The organism is Luteimonas sp. e5, assembly GCF_054031035.1.
Map to the genome: position 1 here is coordinate 510,669 of NZ_JBSTRX010000003.1, position 17,801 is coordinate 528,469.

Here is a 17,801-nt window from a genome sequence, read left to right on the forward strand (position 1 = left end):
CCACTCACATACTGAACTTGCCGGTACACTGACGCGTCTCCCCCTTCCGGCCGACCGATGACCGTGCCTGCACCCCATCTCCTGCGCCTGCTCGTGCTGGGTGCATGTCTGGCGTGGCTGCCCACTGCCTGCGACAAGAAGCCCACCGATGCCGAGGCCGCGGCGCAGGCGCAGGCCGCCTCGGCGCAGACGGTGAGCACGGTGCCGGTGCGGCGTGGCGAGATTGCGCGCAGCCTGAATGTTTCCGGGCCGGCCTCGCCGGTGGAGGAAATGCAGCTCGGGGTGGAGGTGTCCGGCCTGCGCGTGACCGCGCTGGAAGTCGATGTCGGCCAGCATGTGCGTCGCGGCCAGGTATTGCTGCGGCTTGACGCGCGCATGCTCGATGCCGACCTCGCCCAGGCCCGCGCCGCGTTGCGCGAGGCCGAAGCCGGGGCGCAACTGGCACGCGCCAACCTCGCACGCGGCGAGAACCTGGCGCGCGACCAGTACATCAGCGCGATGCAGCTGGACGAACTGCGCGCCGCACGCACCCAGGGCGAGGCGCGCCTGGGCACCGCACGCGCGGCGCACGATACCGCCGCCCTGCGGCGCAGCTTCGCCGACTTGCGCGCGCCGGCCGACGGCATCATCTCGCGGCGCCTGGTGCAGCCGGGGCAGGTGGTATCGGCGGGCATGGAGCTGCTGCGCCTGATCAAGGGTGGACGGCTGGAATGGCGTGCGGAATTGCCGGCGCAGCAGCTGGCCGGGGTCAAGCCCGGGGATCTGATCCAGCTGCGCACGCGCGAGGGGCAGCTGATCGAAGGCCGCGTGCGTGCGGTCAGTCCCGGCGTGGATGCGCAGACCCGCACCGGCACCGTGTATGCCGACCTGCCACCCGGCCTGCTCGAGGCCGGCACGTTGCAGGCCGGCGCGTATCTGGAAGGGCGCATCGACAGCGGTGTGCATGCCGCGCTGCTGCTGCCGCTGGACGCGGTGGTGCTGCGCGATGGCTTCCCCACCGTGTTCGTGGTCGGCGACGATTCGCGGGTCGCGGCGCAGCGCATCCGCACCGGTGGGCGCGACGAGGGCCGCATCGAAGTGCTGGAGGGGCTCGCCGGTGGCGAGCAGGTGGTGGTCGAGGGTGCCGGCTTCCTCGCCGATGGCGACCTGGTACGGGTGGTGCCGGCCACGGCCCCCGCGTCTCCGCCTGCCGGCCAGGATGAGCCGGCCGCCCCACGCGACGCGGACGAGCGCCGATGAGTCCCTCCCCGCCGCCCGCCAGCGGGCAGGATCCGGCCAGCGCGCCACCCAAGCAACGCGGCGGGCGCCTGTCGCTGTGGGGCATCCGCAACCCGGTGCCTTCGGTGATGCTGTTCTTCGTGCTGTGCGTGGCCGGGCTGTGGGGTTTCCACAAGCTGCCGGTGGCGATGTTCCCCGACATCGCGCTGCCGATGACCATCGTCAGCGTGAGCCAGCCCGGCGCCTCGCCCTCGCAACTGGAAACCGAAGTCACGCGCCGGGTCGAGGACGCGGTGGCCACGCTCAACGGGGTCAAGCGGGTCAGCTCGACCGTGGTCGAGGGGATGAGCACCACCGCGATCGAGTTCCAGCTCGAAAGCGACGTGATGGAGGCGCTCAACGACACCAAGGACGCGATCACCCGCATCCGCATGGACCTGCCGCAGGACATCCAGGAGCCGATCATCAGCAAGGTCGAGATCGGCGGTGACCTGCTGACCTATGCGCTGGAGGCGCCGCGCATGGACGCCGAGGAAATGTCCTGGTTCGTGGATCGCGAGGTCAGCCGCGCGTTGTACGGCGTGCCCGGGGTGGCCGAGGTGCGCCGCATCGGCGGCATCGAGCGCCAGGTGCGCGTCGACCTTGACCCGCAGGCGCTGGAAGCCTGGGGCGTGACCGCCGGCGAGGTCTCGCAGCAACTGGCGCAAACCCAGGTCGAGCGCCCCGGCGGGCGCGCCGAGATCGGCGGTCAGCGGCAGACCATCCGCACCATCGGCACGGTGGAGGATGCCGCCGCGCTGCGCGAATACAGCATCACCCTGGCCGATGGCCGCGCGCTGCGCCTGGGCGACATCGCCCGCGTGCATGACGCCGCCGCCGACCCCGATCAGTACGCGCTGCTCGATGGCCGCGAGGTGGTCGGCTTCTCGATGTCGCGCAGTCGCGGTGCGGACGAACTGAAGGTGCGCAAGGCGGTGCAGCAGGCACTGGCCGAGTTGCAGGCGGCCCATCCCGGCGTGTCCTTCCGTCTGGTCAACGACATGACCAGCGAGGCCGAGACTTCGTACAAATCGTCGATGACCATGCTCGTCGAGGGCGGCTTGCTGGCATTGGTGGTGGTGTTCTTCTTCCTGCGCAACTGGCGCGCGACCTGGATCGCGGCGCTGGCCCTGCCGCTGTCGATCATCCCCACTTTCGCGGTGATCTGGTGGCTCGGCTTCTCGCTCAATCTGATCACCTTGCTGGCGCTGTCGGTGGTGATCGGCATCCTCGTCGACGATGCAATCGTCGAGATCGAAAACATCGTGCGCCACCTCGGCATGGGCAAGAAGCCGGTGCAGGCGGCCGGTGATGCCGCGGTCGAGATCGGCATTGCGGTGGTCGCCACTTCGATGACGCTGGCTGCGGTGTTCGTGCCGGTCGCCTTCATGCCTGGCATCGCCGGCAAGTTCTTCAAGGAGTTCGGCTGGACCGCGGCCACCGCGGTGCTGTTTTCGCTGCTGGTGGCGCGCTTGTTGACGCCGATGATGGCGGCCTACCTGCTGCATCCCGAGCCCGAACCGAAAGGCGAGAGCCGCTTGATGACGCGCTACCTGCGCTGGGTGGATGCCGCCTTGCGCCACCGCTGGCGCACCCTGGCGATCGCGTTCGGCCTGTTCCTGGCTTCGCTGGCGCTGATCCCACTGATTCCGGCGACCTTCATCCCGGTGTCCGACCCCGGGCGCAGCATGCTGTCGCTGGAACTGGCGCCGGGAGCACGCATCGAACAGACCCGCGCCATGGCCGAGCGCGCACGCGGCATCCTCGGCGAGATTCCGGAACTGAAACAGGTGTTCACCCAGATCGGCAGCGTGCCGGACCTCGGTGACCCGGCGCGCGCCGGCGGCGCCGACGTGCGCAAGGCGGTGCTGACCCTCGACTGGGGCCGGCATGAGGACCGCAAGCGCCACCAGAAGGATCTGGAAGCCGAGGTGCGCGAGCGCATGCGCCAGCTGCCCGGGGTGCGCGCGGGCTTCATGAGCAGCGAGCCGGGCGAAATGCTGATGCTGGTGCTGTCAGGGGACGACCCGCAGGCGCTGGACATGGCGGCCAGTGCCGTCGAGCGCGACATGCGCACGCTGCAGGGCCTGGGCAGCATCGCCTCCTCGGCCTCGCTGCTGCGCCCGGAAATCCGCATCCTGCCGGATTCGGCGCGCGCCGCCGACCTCGGCGTGGCCACCGCGGCGATTGCCGAGGCCGCGCGCATCGCCACCGCCGGCGACTACGTGCAGCGCATGGCCAAGCTCAACCTGCCCGATCGTCAGGTGCCGATCCGGGTCGGCTTTGCGCGCGAGGCGCTGGCCGATGCGGCCACCATCGCGCAGCTGCGCGTGCGCGGCAAGCATGGGCCGGTGCCATTGGACGCGGTCGCCGACATCGGCGAAGGCAGCGGGCCCTCGGTGATCAGCCGCTACGAGCGCAAGCGCAACATCACCCTGACCGCCGAGCTCAATGGCCGACCGCTGGGCGAGGTGATGCAGGAAGTGCAGAACCTGCCCTCGGTGCGCCAGCTGCCGCCGGGGGTGAGCTTCGGCAATACCGGCGACAGCGAAATATTCGTCGAACTGTTCACCGGCTTCGCCGTGGCAATGGTGGCCGGCATTGCCTGCATCTACATGGTGCTGCTGTTGCTGCTCAAGCATCCGTTGATGCCGGTGACCATCCTCGCCGCGGTGCCGCTCTCGGCCGGCGGCGCGTTCGGTGCCCTGCTGCTGACGCAGAACATGCTTTCGCTGCCGGCCTTGATCGGCCTGCTGCTGCTGATCGGCATCGCCACCAAGAACTCGATCCTGCTGGTGGATTACGCGGTGATCGCCGAGGACCACCACGGCCTCAGCCAGCACGATGCACTGGTCGATGCCTGCCGCAAGCGCGCGCGCCCGGTGATCATGACCACGATCGCGATGGGTGCGGGCATGCTGCCGCTGGCGCTGGGGTTCGCCGGTGATTCCAGCTTCCGCGCGCCGATGGCCTGGGCGGTGATCGGCGGCCTGATCACCTCGACCCTGCTCAGCCTGATCGTGATCCCGGCCACCTACACGGTGATGGACGACCTCGGCCACTGGTTCGCCCGCCGCTGGCGTCGCGACCGGCGTGCCGGCAGCGCAGCGGCCTGAAGCGACCAGCACCACGCGGCACACGCGGCCTGCGTGCTAGAGATGGCGGGAGTCCCCAGGGAGCCCGCCGATGTCCGACCTCCTGCACTTGTCCGCGCCGTGGTGGCATTTTCCGCTGCGTGCGCTCGCGGTCTATCTGCTGGTGATGCTGCTGCTGCGTGTGTCCGGCAAGCGCGCCATCGGCCAGTTCACGCCGTTCGATCTGGTGTTGCTGATCCTGATCGGCAATGCGGTGCAGAACGGGCTCAACGGAGGCGACAACTCGCTCACCGGAGCCTTGATCCTGGCCAGCACGCTGGTCTTGCTGAACTATCTGGTGGCCGTGGTCACCACGCGCTGGCGGCGTGCCGAATACGTCATCGAGGGTGTGCCGGTGGTGCTGGCGCGCGACGGCCATGTGTTCGAAGAGGTGCTGCGGCGGCAACTGGTCAGTCGCGACGATTTCCAGCAGGCGCTGCGCATGAACAACATTGCCGGGATGGATGACGTCGCGCTGGCATTGCTGGAAACCAATGGCAGCATCAGCGTGGTCTCGCGCCAGAACAATGGCGCGCAGCGTGCCGAGCACTACCTGCACGCCTTGCCCGAGCGCTCGCACCGGTACCGCCGGCGGCGCACGCCCGGCCATACACAGGGCGATTGAGCGCCGCGCTCAGCCCGCTTCGGCCAGCCAGTCGCGCGGCACCAGGTACTCGGCCAGGTGGGCTTCGGCGCTGCCGGGTTCAGGCTGGTAGCCGTATTCCCAGCGCACGCGCGGCGGCAGGCTCATCAGGATCGATTCGGCGCGGCCACCCGATTGCAGGCCGAAGTGGGTGCCGCGGTCGTGGACCAGGTTGAACTCGACGTAGCGGCCGCGGCGGTACAGCTGGAATTCGCGCTCGCGCTCACCGAAGGGCGTGTCGCGGCGGCGCTCGACGATCGGCAGCCAGGCATCGAGGAAGCCATCGCCGACCGCGCGCAGATAGGCGAAGTCGTGTTCGAAATCGTCCTGCAGGTCGTCGAAGAACAGGCCGCCGACGCCGCGCGTCTCGCCACGGTGCTTGAGGAAGAAATACTCGTCACACCAGCGCTTGTGCGCGTCGTAGCGCTCCTGCCCGCCGAACGGCTCGCACAGCGCGCGCGCGACCCGGTGCCAATGGCGCACGTCCTCGTCGACCGGGTAGTACGGCGTCAGATCGAAGCCGCCGCCGAACCACCAGGCCACCGTGCGTCCGTCCTTCTCGGCGCGGAAATGGCGCACGTTGGCATGCGTGGTCGGGATGTGCGGATTGAGCGGATGGAACACCAGCGAGACACCGACCGCGCGCCACGCGGCACCGACCAGCTCCGGGCGCGCGGCGGTGGCCGAGGGCGGCAGGCGGGTGCCGCGCACGTCGGAAAAGCCGATCCCGGCCTGCTCGAACACCGCACCATCGCGCAGGATGCGGGTGCGCCCGCCGCCACGCAGCGGGGCCGGGTCGTCCGGTGCGCGCTGCCAGGCATCCTCGATGAAGCGCGCACGGCCGTCGGCGGCCTCCATCGCCGCGCAGATGCGGTCCTGCAGGTCGAGCAGGTAGGTGCGGACGCGATCGAACCCGGTTTCCATGTTCATGGCCTCGCGGCAGGGGATGGGGATGCTCGCAGGCTCACAGCGGCTGCTTGAGCACCTTCTCGAACAGTTCATGGATGCGACGGTATTCGTCGTACCAGCTCGAGGCGTGCTTGAAGCCGTGGCGCTCCAGCGGGTAGCTGGCCAGCTCCCACTTGTCCTTGCGCAACTCGATCAGACGCTGCGCGAGCATCACCGAGTCCTTGTAGAACACGTTGTCGTCGATCATGCCGTGGGCGATCAGCAGGTGATCCTGCAGGCCTTCGGCCAGCTCCAGCGGCGAGGAGCGCAGGTAGGCCTCGGGGTCGAGTTCCGGGGTGTTGAGGATGTTGCTGGTATAGCCGTGGTTGTATTGCGACCAGTCGGTCACCGGGCGCAGCGCGGCGCCGGCCTTGAACACGCCGGGTTTCTTGAACAGTGCCATGAACGCCATGAAGCCGCCATAGCTGCCGCCGTAGATGCCGACCCGCTCGCGCTCGCCCTGGCGGTTCGCCACCAGCCAGTCGATGCCGTCGAGGTAATCCTGCAACTCGGGCTCGCCCATGTGGCGGTAGATCGCTGTGCGCCAGTCGCGGCCATAGCCGGCGGAAGCGCGGAAATCCAGATCCAGCACGATGTAGCCCTGCTGCACCAGCAGGTTGTGGAACATCTGCTCGCGGAAATAATTGGGATAGCCGGCGTGCACGTTCTGCAGGTAGCCGGCGCCGTGCACGAACAGCACGATCGGGTAGCGCTTGCCCGGCTCGAGCTGGCGCGGGCCGTAGTACTTGCCCCAGATGCTGCCGGCGCCATGGCGCGAGGGCACCTGCACGTACTCGGGCTGCAGCCACTCGTAGGCGCGGAATTCGGCGCTGCGGGTGTCGGTCAGCTTGCGCAGGCCGTGGCCATCGGTGTCGATCACCGCGAGTTGGGTCGGCGTGTAGCTGTCGGACCAGCGCAGCAGCAGGCGGCGGCCATCGGGCGAGAGGACGAAGCCCTCGACCGCATCCAGCGCGGTGACTTCACGCACCTGGCCGCCAGCGGCGGGCACGCTGCAGACTTCGTACTTGCCCGGCCAGGCGCGATTGCAGCGGAAGTAGAACGCCTGGCCATCGGCGGCCAGCGCCACGTCGGAGGCTTCCCACTGGCCGCGGGTCAGCGCGCGCGGCGCCTGCCCGGGGGCCAGCGTGTAGAGGTGGGAGTAGCCGCTTTCCTCGGACAGGAACCACAGCCGGCGCCCGTCGGGCATCCAGTCGAACTGGTTGAACGCCCAGTTGATCCAGGCCGGGTCATGCAGCCGGTGCAGCGGGCGCAGGGCGGCCGCGCCAAGGTCGATCTCCGCCAGCCAGCGGTCCTTGTTGTCGATTGCGCGCAGCAGCAGCGCAACGCGCGCGGAATCCGCGCTCCAGCGGATCGCCGGATCGCTGCCGCGGTCGTCACTGGCGACCTGCAGCGGACGGTTGCCCTTGAGCGCGTCCTTGCCCGCGGCGCGGCGCAGTGCGGCCAGCGGGTCGTCCTTGATCCCCGGCAACGGGTCGAAGCTGATCTCGCGCACTTTGCCGCTGGCGACTTCGGCCAGCCACAGGCGGTGCGGCAACGGCTCGCCGCGACCGACGCGGGTGCGCACCTCCTCGAACTCCTCGTAACCCGATTCGGTGACGTAACGCGGCATCTGCCCGCGCTGGCCGCGCTCGGCGCCCTTGGCGGTGGTGATCACCAGCAGCCAGCGGCCATCGGGCGAGAGCGCACTGTCGGCGATCTCGACGTCCTTGCCGAGGTGGATCGGTGCCGGTGCACGGCTCGGGTCGCTGGCGCGCCAGGCGTCGTCCTGCGCCTGCACCGCCTCGCGCCGTTCGCGCTCCTGCTTCAACGTTTCGATCAGGCGCAGCTGGCGCTCGCGCAGGTCGTCGGGCTTGGGCGGCGCGTCGGGGCGGTCGCTGGCCTGCGGCGAGGCGGCCTGGCTGGTGACGCGGCCGTCCCAGCGGTACCAGTCGTTGCCCTGGCGCCAGACCAGCGCGCCGTCGCGCGCCCATTGCGGGCGCGATTCGCGTGCATTGCTGCGCGTGAGCTGGGTCAGCGCGCCGCTGGCGAGGTCACGCACGAACACGTCGCCGTTGCGGATGAAGGCGCTGCGCCGGCGATCCGCGCTGTACACCGGGTTCGGCGCATCCAGCGTGGCGCGTGCGGCGTCGTCGAGGCGGCTCATCGCAGCGCCGTCGATGCCGACGCGGTAGCTGTCGCGGATGTCGCTGTCGCTGCGCTTGAGGTTGAAGTCGATGGCCTGGCCATCCCAGCGCCACCACGCGGCCTCGACCCCCGGGCCGATCCAGTCCGGGTCGGCCATGATGCGGTCCATGGTCAGCGGCTGCGCGGGCTGCGCCTGCGCGGCGCAGGCAAGGACGGCGAGGGCGAACGGCAACAGGCGACGCATGGGCGGATCCCGACGGGCGATGGAAACCGCCTAGCCTAGACCATCATGCGCATGTGCGCCGCTGTCGGGCGGCGCATGGCCGGAACGCGTGATCGCCCCCGCTTCGCGCACCCGCGCACCCCGCGCGGGCCGCGTGGCTCACTCCTGGAACGTCACCGGCAGGCCGATTTCCACGGCGCTCGCCACCGCCACCGCGGCCCAGTTTGTCAGGCGCACGCAGCCCGAGGACTGGGTGCGGCTGATCTGGCCCGGCTCCGGGGTGCCGTGGATGCCGTAATGCTCCTTGTTGATGCCCATCCACACGATGCCCACCGGGCCGTTGGGGCCGGGCGGCAGGGTCGCCGGCTTGGCGTCCTTGGGCTGGCCGACGAGGATGTCCGGGTCGTAGCGATAGTCCGGGTTGTGTACCAGCGAGGTGATCTTCCATTCGCCGATAGGCAGCGGGAACTTGGTCGAGCCGGTGGAGGCGGGGAACTGTGCGAACACCTTGCCCTCGGCGTCCTGCAGTTGCAGCGCGGCCTCGGATTTGTCGACCACGATGCGCGCGGCGCGTGGCAGCTCCTGTGCCGGGCGCACCCAAGGCACCAGCAGGGTGGTGCCGGCGCGGCTGAAGTCCGCCTGCGGGTTCAGCTGCTTGAGGAAATCCGGCTTGATGTTGAACTTCTCGCCCAGCGCCTCGTGGATGTCCTGGTACACGATGCGCTCCATCTTCGCCTTGTCCTCGGCGCGCTCGGGCGTGGGCGCGTAGGGGCCGTCGATGTCGGCCTGGGTCAGGGTGTAACTGACCAGCACCGGTGCCTGATCCTTGTTCAGTTCGGCCCAGGTAGCGTCATCCAGCTCGCCGGTTTCGGGCAGGTCGCGGCTGGCCTGGAAGGCGCGCACCGCCTTGGCCACGTTCATGCCTTCCTTGCCGTCGATCTCGCCGGTGGAGAAATGCGCGCGCAGCAGCAGCACCTGCGCGCGCAGCACGCCGTCGGGGCCGGTGCGCGTGGCCGGATCGTTCGCCGCCTGCGCCTCGGCGGGGGCTGGCGTGTCCTGGCTGGCGTTGAAGGGGGAAAGTTCGCGGCCATCCGGGCCGTAGATCGCCGGCACCATGCCCGGCGGCGGCGCGCTGCCGGTTTCGGCAGCTGCATCCGCGCCCGGCATCGGCGTCGTTTCGGCCGCGACAGCCGGTTCGTCATTCGTGCTGGTGGACGGCGGCGGCGCATTGCAGGCGGCAAGGCCCGCCACGCACAGGGCCAGGAACAGCGGATGCAGTCGATTCATGCGAAGTCTCGTGGTTGCAAGGCGAATGCGCGTGATCCTGCCGCGCCCGCCGCCGGCATGCCGTGAAGGCCGCGCGGGCGCGTTCAGGTTCATTCGCGATGCGCGCGCCCGCACAGGCGGCAGACGCACGCGCTTCGCGCTATGGTGGAGCTTCCCCATCAGGAGCGAGCATATGAAACGGATCGGCATGACCGTGGTTCCCCTGTTTGGCGTACTGGCGCTGGCCGCCTGCAATGCGCCCCCGCCACCGCAGCCAATGGCCTCGCCGCACGACACGCCGGAGGCCAAGGCCGAGCCCGATGCCCAGCGCGCGCGTGCGGTGCTGGAAGCGCGCTCGGGCAGCCAGGCCGGCGGCGCGCTGGATTTCGTCGCCACCGCGGACGGAGTCCGTGTCAGCGGCGAAATCAGCGGCCTGACCGCGGACAGCGTGCACGCCTTCCATATCCATGAGACTGGCGACTGCAGCGCCGAGGACGCGAGCAGCGCGGGCGGCCATTTCAACCCGACCGCGCAGCCGCATGGCCGCGCCGGACAGGGTGAGCATCACTTGGGCGACCAAGACAATCTGCAGGCCGATGCCGCAGGCGTGGCGCATGTGGATGCCGAGTTCGCCGGCGTCACTCTGGGTGATGGCGGCGCCAATGACGTGATGGGCAAGTCGGTGGTGGTGCATGCCGACCCCGACGACTACACCTCGCAGCCGGCCGGCAATGCCGGTGCCCGCATCGCCTGTGGCGTGATCCGCTGAGCCCACGGTGCCGCCTGACCAGGGCGGCGCCGCAAGGCAGCACCGCCGGTGCGAGCGCTGGTGCGCTCAGGCCAACGCTTCGCGTGCGCGGGCCGCATCCGGGCAATCGACATGCACCACGTCGATGCCGTGTGCGGCCAGTACCGCGGTGAACTGGCGCTGGCGCGCCTCGAACTGCGCGCGCAGGCGGCTCAGCCGCTGCTGGTCGCGCTCGTGTGGCGCATAGCGCTCGCGCCAGGCGTGGTCGGAGAACAGCGCCATGCGCGCTTCGCCGCCGGCCAAGCGCAGCAGCGGCTCGGGCGGTGCGTCGAGCCAGGCCTCGTCCTGCGGCGCGAGCAAGGCGGTTTCCAGCAACGGCCACAGTGGCTCCAGGCCCATGTGGCGGTATTGCAGCGCGGTCATCGCGGCCAGGTCGTGCACGGTCAGATAGCGCGCGTGCTCGATGCGGCTGGCGAAGGCGTCCTGCGCCAGCAGCGCGGTTTCGGCCCGCGCCATGCCCTGGTCGAGCAGGATGCGCTCGAGCTCGGCGCCGACCGTGGCCGCGGCATCGCCGGCGAGCAGGATCGGCAGCAGGCGCAGCGCGCCGCCACGCAGCACCGGGTCGCAGTGCAGCGGCGCCGGCACCTGGCCCGCGGCATCGCTGCCGAGCGCGATGATGCGCGGCCCGCGTCCGCGCCCGGGTGCACGTTCGCGCAATTCGTGCAGACGGCGGTGCACCGGCCAGCCCGGGCGCAGGATTTCCGCCGGATCGAAATGCGCGCCCATCAGCATCAGGTCGAGTTCGGTCACCTGCGGCACCCACAGCGCGAGGTCGTGGCCGATGCGTTCGGCCAGTGCGCCGGCCTCGGCCTGGCCGAGGGCCGCGCGCGGCGGCGCGGCATCGGGCATCCATTCCAGTGCCAGCACGGCAAGCACGGACAGGTCGGTGGCGGCTTCGGTCATCGCGTGGCGACACATTCAAACGGGCGTTAGACTGGATTATGCCGTGCGCCACCGTACGCGGAGGAATCGTCCATGTCGCAAGCCCGTCCCGTCGCCGTCCTCGGCGGCATCCGCATCCCCTTCTGTCGCCAGAACACCGCCTATGCCGATGTCGGCAATCTCGGTCTGTCAGTGCGCACCCTGGGCGCGCTGGTGGAGAAGTTCGGCCTGCAGGGCATGGAGCTGGGCGAAGTGGCGATGGGTGCGGTGATCAAGCATTCCAGCGACTGGAACCTGGCGCGTGAAGCGACCCTGTCCTCGGGGCTGTCGCCGCTCACCCCCGGCATCACCATGCAGCGTGCCTGTGGCACCTCGCTGGACACCATTGCGCTGATCGGCAACAAGATCGCGCTGGGCCAGATCGAAGCCGGTATCGGCGGCGGCTCGGACACCACCTCCGATGTGCCGATCGTGTACGGCCAGGGGCTGCGCCGGGTATTGCTGGATGCCAATGCGCGCAAGGGTCTGGGGCAGAAGCTGGCGGCGTTCACGCGGCTGCGCCCGGGCATGCTCAAGCCGGAGTTTCCCGGCGTCGCCGAGCCGCGCACCGGCAAGTCGATGGGCCAGCATTGCGAAGCGATGGCGCGGCAGTGGCAGATCAGCCGCGAGGCACAGGACGCGCTGGCGGTCGCCTCCCACCACAAGCTGGCGGCGGCCTACGAGCGAGGTTTCTTCGACGATCTGGTCAGCGAGTTCCGTGGCGTCAGCCGCGACAACATCCTGCGCCCGGACACCAGCATGGAGAAGCTGGCCACGCTCAAGCCGGCCTTCGACCGCAGCTCCGGCCACGGCACCCTGACCGCCGGCAATTCGACGCCGCTGACCGACGGCGCCGCCGCCTGCCTGCTTTCAAGCGAAGACTGGGCGCGCGCGCATGGGCATGAGGTGCTGGCCTGGCTGCGCGACGTGGAGGTCGCCGCGGTGGACTTCGTCGCCGGCGAAGGGCTGCTGATGGCGCCGACGGTGGCGGTGCCGCGCCTGCTCGCGCGTCATGGGTTGCGCCTGCAGGATTTCGATTTCTACGAGATCCATGAAGCCTTCGCCGCGCAGGTGCTGTGCACGCTGGCGGCGTGGGAAAGCGCCGACTATTGCCGCGAGCGCCTCGGCCTGGCCGAGCCGCTGGGCGCGATCGATCCGCAGCGCATCAATCCGAACGGTTCCTCGCTGGCCACCGGGCATCCGTTCGCCGCCACCGGCGCGCGCATCGTCGCCACCGCGGCGAAGGAGCTGGCGGCCCGCGGCGGCGGACGCTGCCTGATTTCGATCTGCACCGCAGGCGGCATGGGCGTGGCGGCGATCCTCGAGCGCTGAGCGCGGCGCGGCCTCAACGCAGCAGGGCACGCAGCCGGGCTTCGGCGGCGGCGCGGATTGCCGGCCAGTTGCGCTGGCCGCGCGCGTTGCGCACCGCCTCGGCCGGCATCCGCGCAAAGAACAGCCAGGCATGTGCGAACGAGCGCGCCGGCGAGGGCACGAACAGGCCGGCGATCTCGCCGTTGAAGCCGGCACTGCGATCCACCCGGCCGGCTTCGTCCAGACGTCCGTACAGCGGCTTGGCGGTGTAGTACCCAAGCAGGCGCGCCTGCTCGCGCAGGGCATGGAAATCGCCGGCGTGCAGCGGGTAGCGGAAGTAATGCGCGAAGCGCGGCACCTGGCGCGCGATGTCGGCGGGGTCGAGGCTGGCCGGCAGGCTCATCGCGAGGCCTGCACGATCGCGGCGACCAGATCCGCCGGCAGTGCGCTGGCGGCCAGCCGCCGACGGGGAAAGCCGTGGCTGCGGGCGAGCTCGGCCAGCCGCGGGCTGGCGGCGATGACGGTGACCGCCTGTTGCAGGCGCGGCAGCGCACTTGCCGGCCATTGCGCCAGCAGCTGCGCGAAGGCTTCGCCGCTGGACAATGCGAGGAACACCGGAACGCGGGCGGTTTCCAGCAGTGCCTGCAGCCGTGCGATGCGCGCCGCCGGCAACGCCAGCGGCACCCGTTCGTACACGTCCGCACGCACGATGCGCACGCCGCGTGCACGCAGCCGGCGCGCGATCTCGCCACGGCCGCCCGGCGCGGTGACCAAGCCCAGCGCATCACCCGTGCCGAGCGCGGCGAACGCCGGCAGCGCCAGCAGGCCTTCGCTGTCCATGCGTGCCGGTGCCTGCGCGCCGGCGACCCCGGCACGACGCAATGCACGGCGGCCCCCCGCGCCGACCGCGAACACGGCCTGGCCCGCATGCGCGCGCAAGGGCTGCAGCGCTGCCGCGGCGTGTACCGCGGCCGGGCTGGAGAAGAACACCTGTGGCTGCGCCAATGCCTGTGCCAGCGCGGCGCGGGTCGCGGCATCACCGCGCATCACGATGCGCCACGGGGAAAGCGCGAACAGGCTGCCCCCATGCCGCGCGGCGGCGCGGCGCAAGCCCGCGTGCGCACCGGCAGGGCGCAGGGAAACCAGCAGGAACTCGGGCACGGCCATGCCACCAGTGTCGCACCGCCATGGCCTGCGGGTACCATCCGCGGCCCAGCCAGCGGAGTCGTCATGTCCCTGCGTCAGTCCCTGCAACAGCGTTTCGATGCCATCCCCATGGCGCGGGTGATGGGGCTCGAAGTGCACGAGGTCGAACCCGACCGGGTGCGCCTGCACGCACCGCTCGGCCCCAACATCAATGACAAGGGCTGCGCCTTCGGCGGTTCGCTGGCATCGCTGATGACGCTGGCCGGCTGGGCACTGGTCAGCACGCGGCTGGAGGCGGCCGGGTTCGCACGCAACGAAGTGTTCGTCGCCGACAGCCAGATCCGCTATCGCGCACCGCTGTGGGGGGATTTGAACGCAGCCGCGGTGATCGCGCCCGAAGACCGCTGGGAGGAGGTCATCGCCGCTATCGCCGGGCGTGGCCGCGCGCGTATCGGCATCCACGCCATGATCGAGTTGGCGGACGGCGGCACCGCCTGCAGCATGCAGGCGCGTTACGCCGCCTTTGCCGCGGGTTAGCATGGGCCCACGTCACCGGGGATTCGCCATGCGCCTGCCACGTCTTGCCCTGTTGCTGCTGGTTCTGTTGCTGTCCGCAGCCTGCGCCACGGGCGGCAAGCAGGTCGATGCCCTGCAACGGGCGCAATATGCCTATTCGGCGGCGATCCGCTGGGGCGACATCGAAGGCGCGTGGGCCTTGCTGGATCCGGCCTGGCGCCAGGCACATCCGCTGACCGCGATCGAGCGCGAGCGTTACAACCAGGTGCAGGTGTCCGCCTATCGTCCGGTCAGCAGTGAGGCGATCGGCGAAGGCCAGTCGTTGCGCGTGATCGAGATCGGCGTGGTCAACCGCAACACCATGACCGAGCGTCAGGTGCGCTATGCCGAGCGCTGGCGCTACGACGTCGAAACCCGATCCTGGTACGTGACTTCGGGCCTGCCGGACTTCTGGTCCGGCCACTGAAACGGCAGCGCCGCGCGCGCTGTGTCAGAATCCCCGGCCTTCCACCGAGCCATCCGCCGTGACGTTTCAGGAACTCATCGCCTTTCTCGGCCGCCATCCGTTGCTCTCGCTGGGCCTTGCCGCGGTCACCGCGGCCCTGGTGTTCAGCGAGCTTTCGCGCCTGTGGCAGGGCTTCAAACGGCTGAAGCCGGCGGAACTGACCGCGCTGATGAACCGTGAAAACGCGCTGGTGATCGACATCCGCGCGATGAACGAATTCCAGCAGGGCCATATTTCCGGCTCGAAGAACGTGCTGATGAGCCAGTTCGACCCGGAAAGCAAGCTGCTGGCCAAGGCCAAGGCGTTGCCGGTGGCGGTGGTGTGCAAAACCGGGATGAGCGCGACCGGCGTCGCCAAGCGCCTGGTCAAGGCCGGCTTCGAGAAGGTGTTCGTGCTCGATGGCGGCATCGCCGCCTGGCAGCAGGCCGACCTGCCGCTGGTCAAGGGCCGCGGCTGAGCCGCGCGGCGGCCCCTTGCGGGCCCGTGCGATAATCCCCACATCCTTCATTCAACCCGAATTCATGGAGTCCCCGATGAGCGACGAGACCAACAGCGCTGCCAATCCCGCCGGCGCCGAGCAGAACCAGCAGCAGGGCGCGAGCTTCTCGGTCGAGAAGATCTACACCCGCGACGTCTCGTTCGAATCGCCCAATGCGCCGGCCATGTTCAACGAGCAGGGCCAGCCCGAACTGTCGATGAACCTCAACCAGCGCGTGCAGCAACTCAACGACAACGCCTACGAAGTCGTGCTGGGCGTGACCCTGACCTGCAAGGTCGGCGAAAAGACCGCCTACCTCGCCGAAGTGCAGCAGGCCGGCGTGTTCGGTCTCGCCGGCTTCGACCCGGCCGGCCTGGACGCGATGCTCGGCGCGCATTGCCCGGCGGTGCTGTACCCGTACGCGCGTGCCGCGATCAGCGACCTGGTGTCCAATGGCGGCTATCCGCCGTTCCAGCTGCAGCCGATCAACTTCGACGCGCTGTATGCCGAAGGCCTGCGCCAGCGTGCCGAGCAGCAACAGCAGCAGGGCGGCGACGCGCTGCAAGCGGGCACCGAAACCGCCGGCAACGCCTGACCCGCGTCGCTGCTCATGAAGCCTGACAACGGGCCCGTCGCCGTCCTGGGCGCGGGCTCATGGGGCACCGCACTGGCCGCCCTGCTGGCGCGCCAGGGGCACGCGGTCAACCTGTGGGGCCGCGATGCCGAGGTCGCCACGGCGATCGACCGCCGCCACGAGAACCCGCGCTACCTGCCGGGCATCGCGCTGCCGCCGAACCTGCGCGCCGGCACCGATCTTGCCGCCGCGCTCGAGGGCGCGGCCTGGGTGCTGGTGGTGACGCCCTCGCACGCGTTTTCCGAAACCGTGGCCAAGCTCGCGCCGTTGCGCCCGCACGATGCGGGTGTGGCGTGGGCGACCAAGGGCTTCGAGCCCGGCTCCGGGCGCTTCCTGCATGAAGTGGCGGCCGAACTGCTCGGCCCCGCGGTGCCGTTGGCGGTGGTCACCGGACCGTCTTTCGCCAAGGAAGTGGCCGAGGGTCTGCCGACCGCGCTTACCGTGCACTCGGACGCTGCCGAGTTTGCCCAGCGCGTGGCCGAGGCGATGCACGGGCCGACCTTCCGCGCCTACACCGGCGACGACATGAAGGGGGCCGAACTCGGTGGCGCGATGAAGAACGTGCTCGCCGTCGCCACCGGCGTGGCCGATGGCATGCAGTTGGGCCTGAACGCGCGCGCCGGCCTGATCACCCGCGGCCTCAACGAGATGCTGCGCCTGGCCGCGGCGATCGGCGCCAAGCCGGAAACCCTGATGGGCCTGGCCGGCCTCGGCGACCTGGTGCTGACCTGCACCGGCGATCTCTCGCGCAACCGGCGTCTGGGCCTTGCGCTTGGCCGCGGCCAGTCGATCGAGGACGCGGTGCGCGAGATCGGGCAGGTGGTGGAATCGATCCAGACCGCCGATGAAGTGATGCGCCAGGCGGCGATGCATGGCGTCGAACTGCCGATCTCGAGCGCCGTGCAGCGCGTGCTGCATGGCGAAATGACCCCGGAAGCGGGCCTGCGCGAATTGCTGGCGCGCGAACGCAAGGCCGAATACCCGCGCACCCTGTTCTCCGCCTGAGCCACACGGCGGCGCGACCACCGCATCCCGAACGCAACACGGCCTGGCGTCAGGCCGGGCCGTGTTGAAGCGTGCGAAAAACCCCGGGCTTACCAGGTGATGCGCGGGCCGATGCTCCACGTCGAGTCGCCATCGGCGAACTTCACTTCGCCGAACGCGCCCCAGTTCGGGCTGAACTTGAACTGGCCACCCAGGCGGCCGTAGGCGCCCTTGGGACCGGCATAGCCGCGGTCGTCGTCGAACTTCTCGTAGCCGGCCATGGCCCAGCCCTCGAACTGCGGGGTCAGCGCGCTGCGCACGCCGGCCTCGATGCCGACGCCGTCATGCTTGGCACCCGGCACGTGGACGCCGGCACCGAGCCACAGGTCGTCGGTGGACAGACGCTGGTAGGCGACGCGGGCGACGAAGTCGGTGTTCGCCGCGATCGGGGTGTTGTAGCCGGCGCCGATGCGCCATTCGTCCACGCCGATGTCGAAATCCTTCTCCTCCAGCTGCTGGGTGCCGGCGAACAGGTGCACGTTCGGCGCCACCGCGATCGAGCCTTCCAGACCAAAGCCCTTGGCGCGCAGGTCATCCTTGCCGTTGAGGTGGACGTAACCGCCCTGGGCGTAGTTGTAGCTGATGCCATCGGCGGCCGATGCGGCAAACGGCACGGCGGCGAGGGCGAGTACGAGCAGCGACTTCTTCATGGGAACCTCGAAATCTGATGGGTGAAAGGTCGGATGGCATCCATCGCGCCTCCGATTGCGGCTCAGTATGCAGATTGTTAAAAAACCGTTGCTGAATATCGTACCGGGCGGTTCAATAATGTTGCCCCCTGTTCAGCTTGGCTGCGAGCGGCGCCCGCCGGCCGGGCGTTTG

Annotated in this window: 17 protein-coding genes; 10 read left to right on the forward strand and 7 right to left on the reverse strand. The window is 69.7% G+C overall.

The window, feature by feature from the left end; translation table 11 throughout:
• Window positions 1–63 precede the first annotated feature (63 nt).
• The 3 genes from ACW11F_RS11490 (at window position 64) to ACW11F_RS11500 (ending at window position 5,016) form a co-directional block, all read left to right on the forward strand.
• A complete protein-coding gene (locus ACW11F_RS11490; RefSeq protein ID WP_456997054.1) occupies window positions 64–1,239 on the forward strand; it encodes an efflux RND transporter periplasmic adaptor subunit in 1,176 nt (391 codons plus the stop codon).
• Window positions 1,236–4,373 (forward strand): efflux RND transporter permease subunit, encoded by a 3,138-nt coding sequence (locus ACW11F_RS11495; protein ID WP_456997055.1) that lies wholly within the window; start codon window positions 1,236–1,238, stop codon window positions 4,371–4,373. The genes ACW11F_RS11490 and ACW11F_RS11495 overlap by 4 nt, the downstream gene beginning before the upstream one ends.
• Before the next feature lie 70 nt (window positions 4,374–4,443).
• Window positions 4,444–5,016 (forward strand): DUF421 domain-containing protein, encoded by a 573-nt coding sequence (locus ACW11F_RS11500; protein WP_456997056.1) that lies wholly within the window; start codon window positions 4,444–4,446, stop codon window positions 5,014–5,016.
• 9 nt (window positions 5,017–5,025) lie between these two features.
• Here ACW11F_RS11500 and hemF read toward each other — a convergent pair whose 3' ends face one another.
• The 3 genes from hemF to ACW11F_RS11515 form a co-directional block, all read right to left on the reverse strand.
• Entirely contained in the window at window positions 5,026–5,958 is a 933-nt protein-coding gene (gene hemF / locus ACW11F_RS11505) for an oxygen-dependent coproporphyrinogen oxidase (protein ID WP_456997106.1), read from the reverse strand.
• 40 nt (window positions 5,959–5,998) lie between these two features.
• Entirely contained in the window at window positions 5,999–8,371 is a 2,373-nt protein-coding gene (locus ACW11F_RS11510; RefSeq protein ID WP_456997057.1) for a prolyl oligopeptidase family serine peptidase, read from the reverse strand.
• 138 nt (window positions 8,372–8,509) lie between these two features.
• Window positions 8,510–9,637: a L,D-transpeptidase family protein gene (locus tag ACW11F_RS11515; RefSeq protein ID WP_456997058.1), complete on the reverse strand. Its 1,128-nt coding sequence runs from the start codon at window positions 9,635–9,637 to the stop codon at window positions 8,510–8,512.
• A 172-nt stretch (window positions 9,638–9,809) separates the two neighbouring features.
• Between ACW11F_RS11515 and ACW11F_RS11520 the strand changes: the two genes are divergently transcribed.
• Window positions 9,810–10,385 carry a superoxide dismutase family protein gene (locus ACW11F_RS11520; RefSeq protein ID WP_456997059.1) on the forward strand — a complete coding sequence of 192 codons (576 nt, stop codon included), beginning with the start codon at window positions 9,810–9,812 and terminating at the stop codon, window positions 10,383–10,385.
• Between the two features lie 66 nt (window positions 10,386–10,451).
• Here the strand turns inward: ACW11F_RS11520 and ACW11F_RS11525 are convergent, their stop codons facing one another.
• Window positions 10,452–11,327, reverse strand: a complete 876-nt coding sequence (locus tag ACW11F_RS11525; RefSeq protein WP_456997060.1) for a hypothetical protein — start codon at window positions 11,325–11,327, stop codon at window positions 10,452–10,454.
• A gap of 72 nt (window positions 11,328–11,399) precedes the next feature.
• On the opposite strand from ACW11F_RS11525, the gene ACW11F_RS11530 reads away from it, so the two are divergent.
• Window positions 11,400–12,677 carry an acetyl-CoA C-acetyltransferase gene (locus ACW11F_RS11530; RefSeq protein WP_456997061.1) on the forward strand — a complete coding sequence of 426 codons (1,278 nt, stop codon included), beginning with the start codon at window positions 11,400–11,402 and terminating at the stop codon, window positions 12,675–12,677.
• 13 nt (window positions 12,678–12,690) lie between these two features.
• On the opposite strand, the gene ACW11F_RS11535 is transcribed toward ACW11F_RS11530, so the two are convergent.
• On the reverse strand, window positions 12,691–13,059 hold the full coding sequence (locus tag ACW11F_RS11535; protein ID WP_456997062.1) for a hypothetical protein: 369 nt from the start codon (window positions 13,057–13,059) through the stop codon (window positions 12,691–12,693).
• On the reverse strand, window positions 13,056–13,823 hold the full coding sequence (locus ACW11F_RS11540; RefSeq protein WP_456997063.1) for a uroporphyrinogen-III synthase: 768 nt from the start codon (window positions 13,821–13,823) through the stop codon (window positions 13,056–13,058). Before ACW11F_RS11540 ends, ACW11F_RS11535 begins: the two co-directional genes overlap by 4 nt.
• A 63-nt stretch (window positions 13,824–13,886) precedes the next feature.
• Between ACW11F_RS11540 and ACW11F_RS11545 the strand changes: the two genes are divergently transcribed.
• The 5 genes from ACW11F_RS11545 to ACW11F_RS11565 all read left to right on the forward strand — a co-directional run bounded on the left by ACW11F_RS11545 (window position 13,887) and on the right by ACW11F_RS11565 (window position 16,940).
• Window positions 13,887–14,339 carry a YiiD C-terminal domain-containing protein gene (locus ACW11F_RS11545; protein WP_456997065.1) on the forward strand — a complete coding sequence of 151 codons (453 nt, stop codon included), beginning with the start codon at window positions 13,887–13,889 and terminating at the stop codon, window positions 14,337–14,339.
• A gap of 28 nt (window positions 14,340–14,367) precedes the next feature.
• The gene (locus ACW11F_RS11550; RefSeq protein WP_456997066.1) at window positions 14,368–14,784 is read left to right on the forward strand and encodes a hypothetical protein; all 417 of its coding nucleotides are present in this window, start codon (window positions 14,368–14,370) and stop codon (window positions 14,782–14,784) included.
• Between the two features lie 58 nt (window positions 14,785–14,842).
• A complete protein-coding gene (locus ACW11F_RS11555) occupies window positions 14,843–15,280 on the forward strand; it encodes a rhodanese-like domain-containing protein (RefSeq protein WP_456997067.1) in 438 nt (145 codons plus the stop codon).
• Window positions 15,281–15,356: 76 nt separating this feature from the next.
• Window positions 15,357–15,896: a protein-export chaperone SecB gene (gene secB, locus ACW11F_RS11560; protein WP_456997068.1), complete on the forward strand. Its 540-nt coding sequence runs from the start codon at window positions 15,357–15,359 to the stop codon at window positions 15,894–15,896.
• Window positions 15,897–15,911: 15 nt separating this feature from the next.
• Window positions 15,912–16,940 (forward strand): NAD(P)H-dependent glycerol-3-phosphate dehydrogenase, encoded by a 1,029-nt coding sequence (locus ACW11F_RS11565; protein WP_456997069.1) that lies wholly within the window; start codon window positions 15,912–15,914, stop codon window positions 16,938–16,940.
• Between the two features lie 89 nt (window positions 16,941–17,029).
• Here ACW11F_RS11565 and ACW11F_RS11570 read toward each other — a convergent pair whose 3' ends face one another.
• Window positions 17,030–17,629 carry an Ax21 family protein gene (locus tag ACW11F_RS11570; protein WP_456997070.1) on the reverse strand — a complete coding sequence of 200 codons (600 nt, stop codon included), beginning with the start codon at window positions 17,627–17,629 and terminating at the stop codon, window positions 17,030–17,032.
• Window positions 17,630–17,801: the final 172 nt, after the last annotated feature.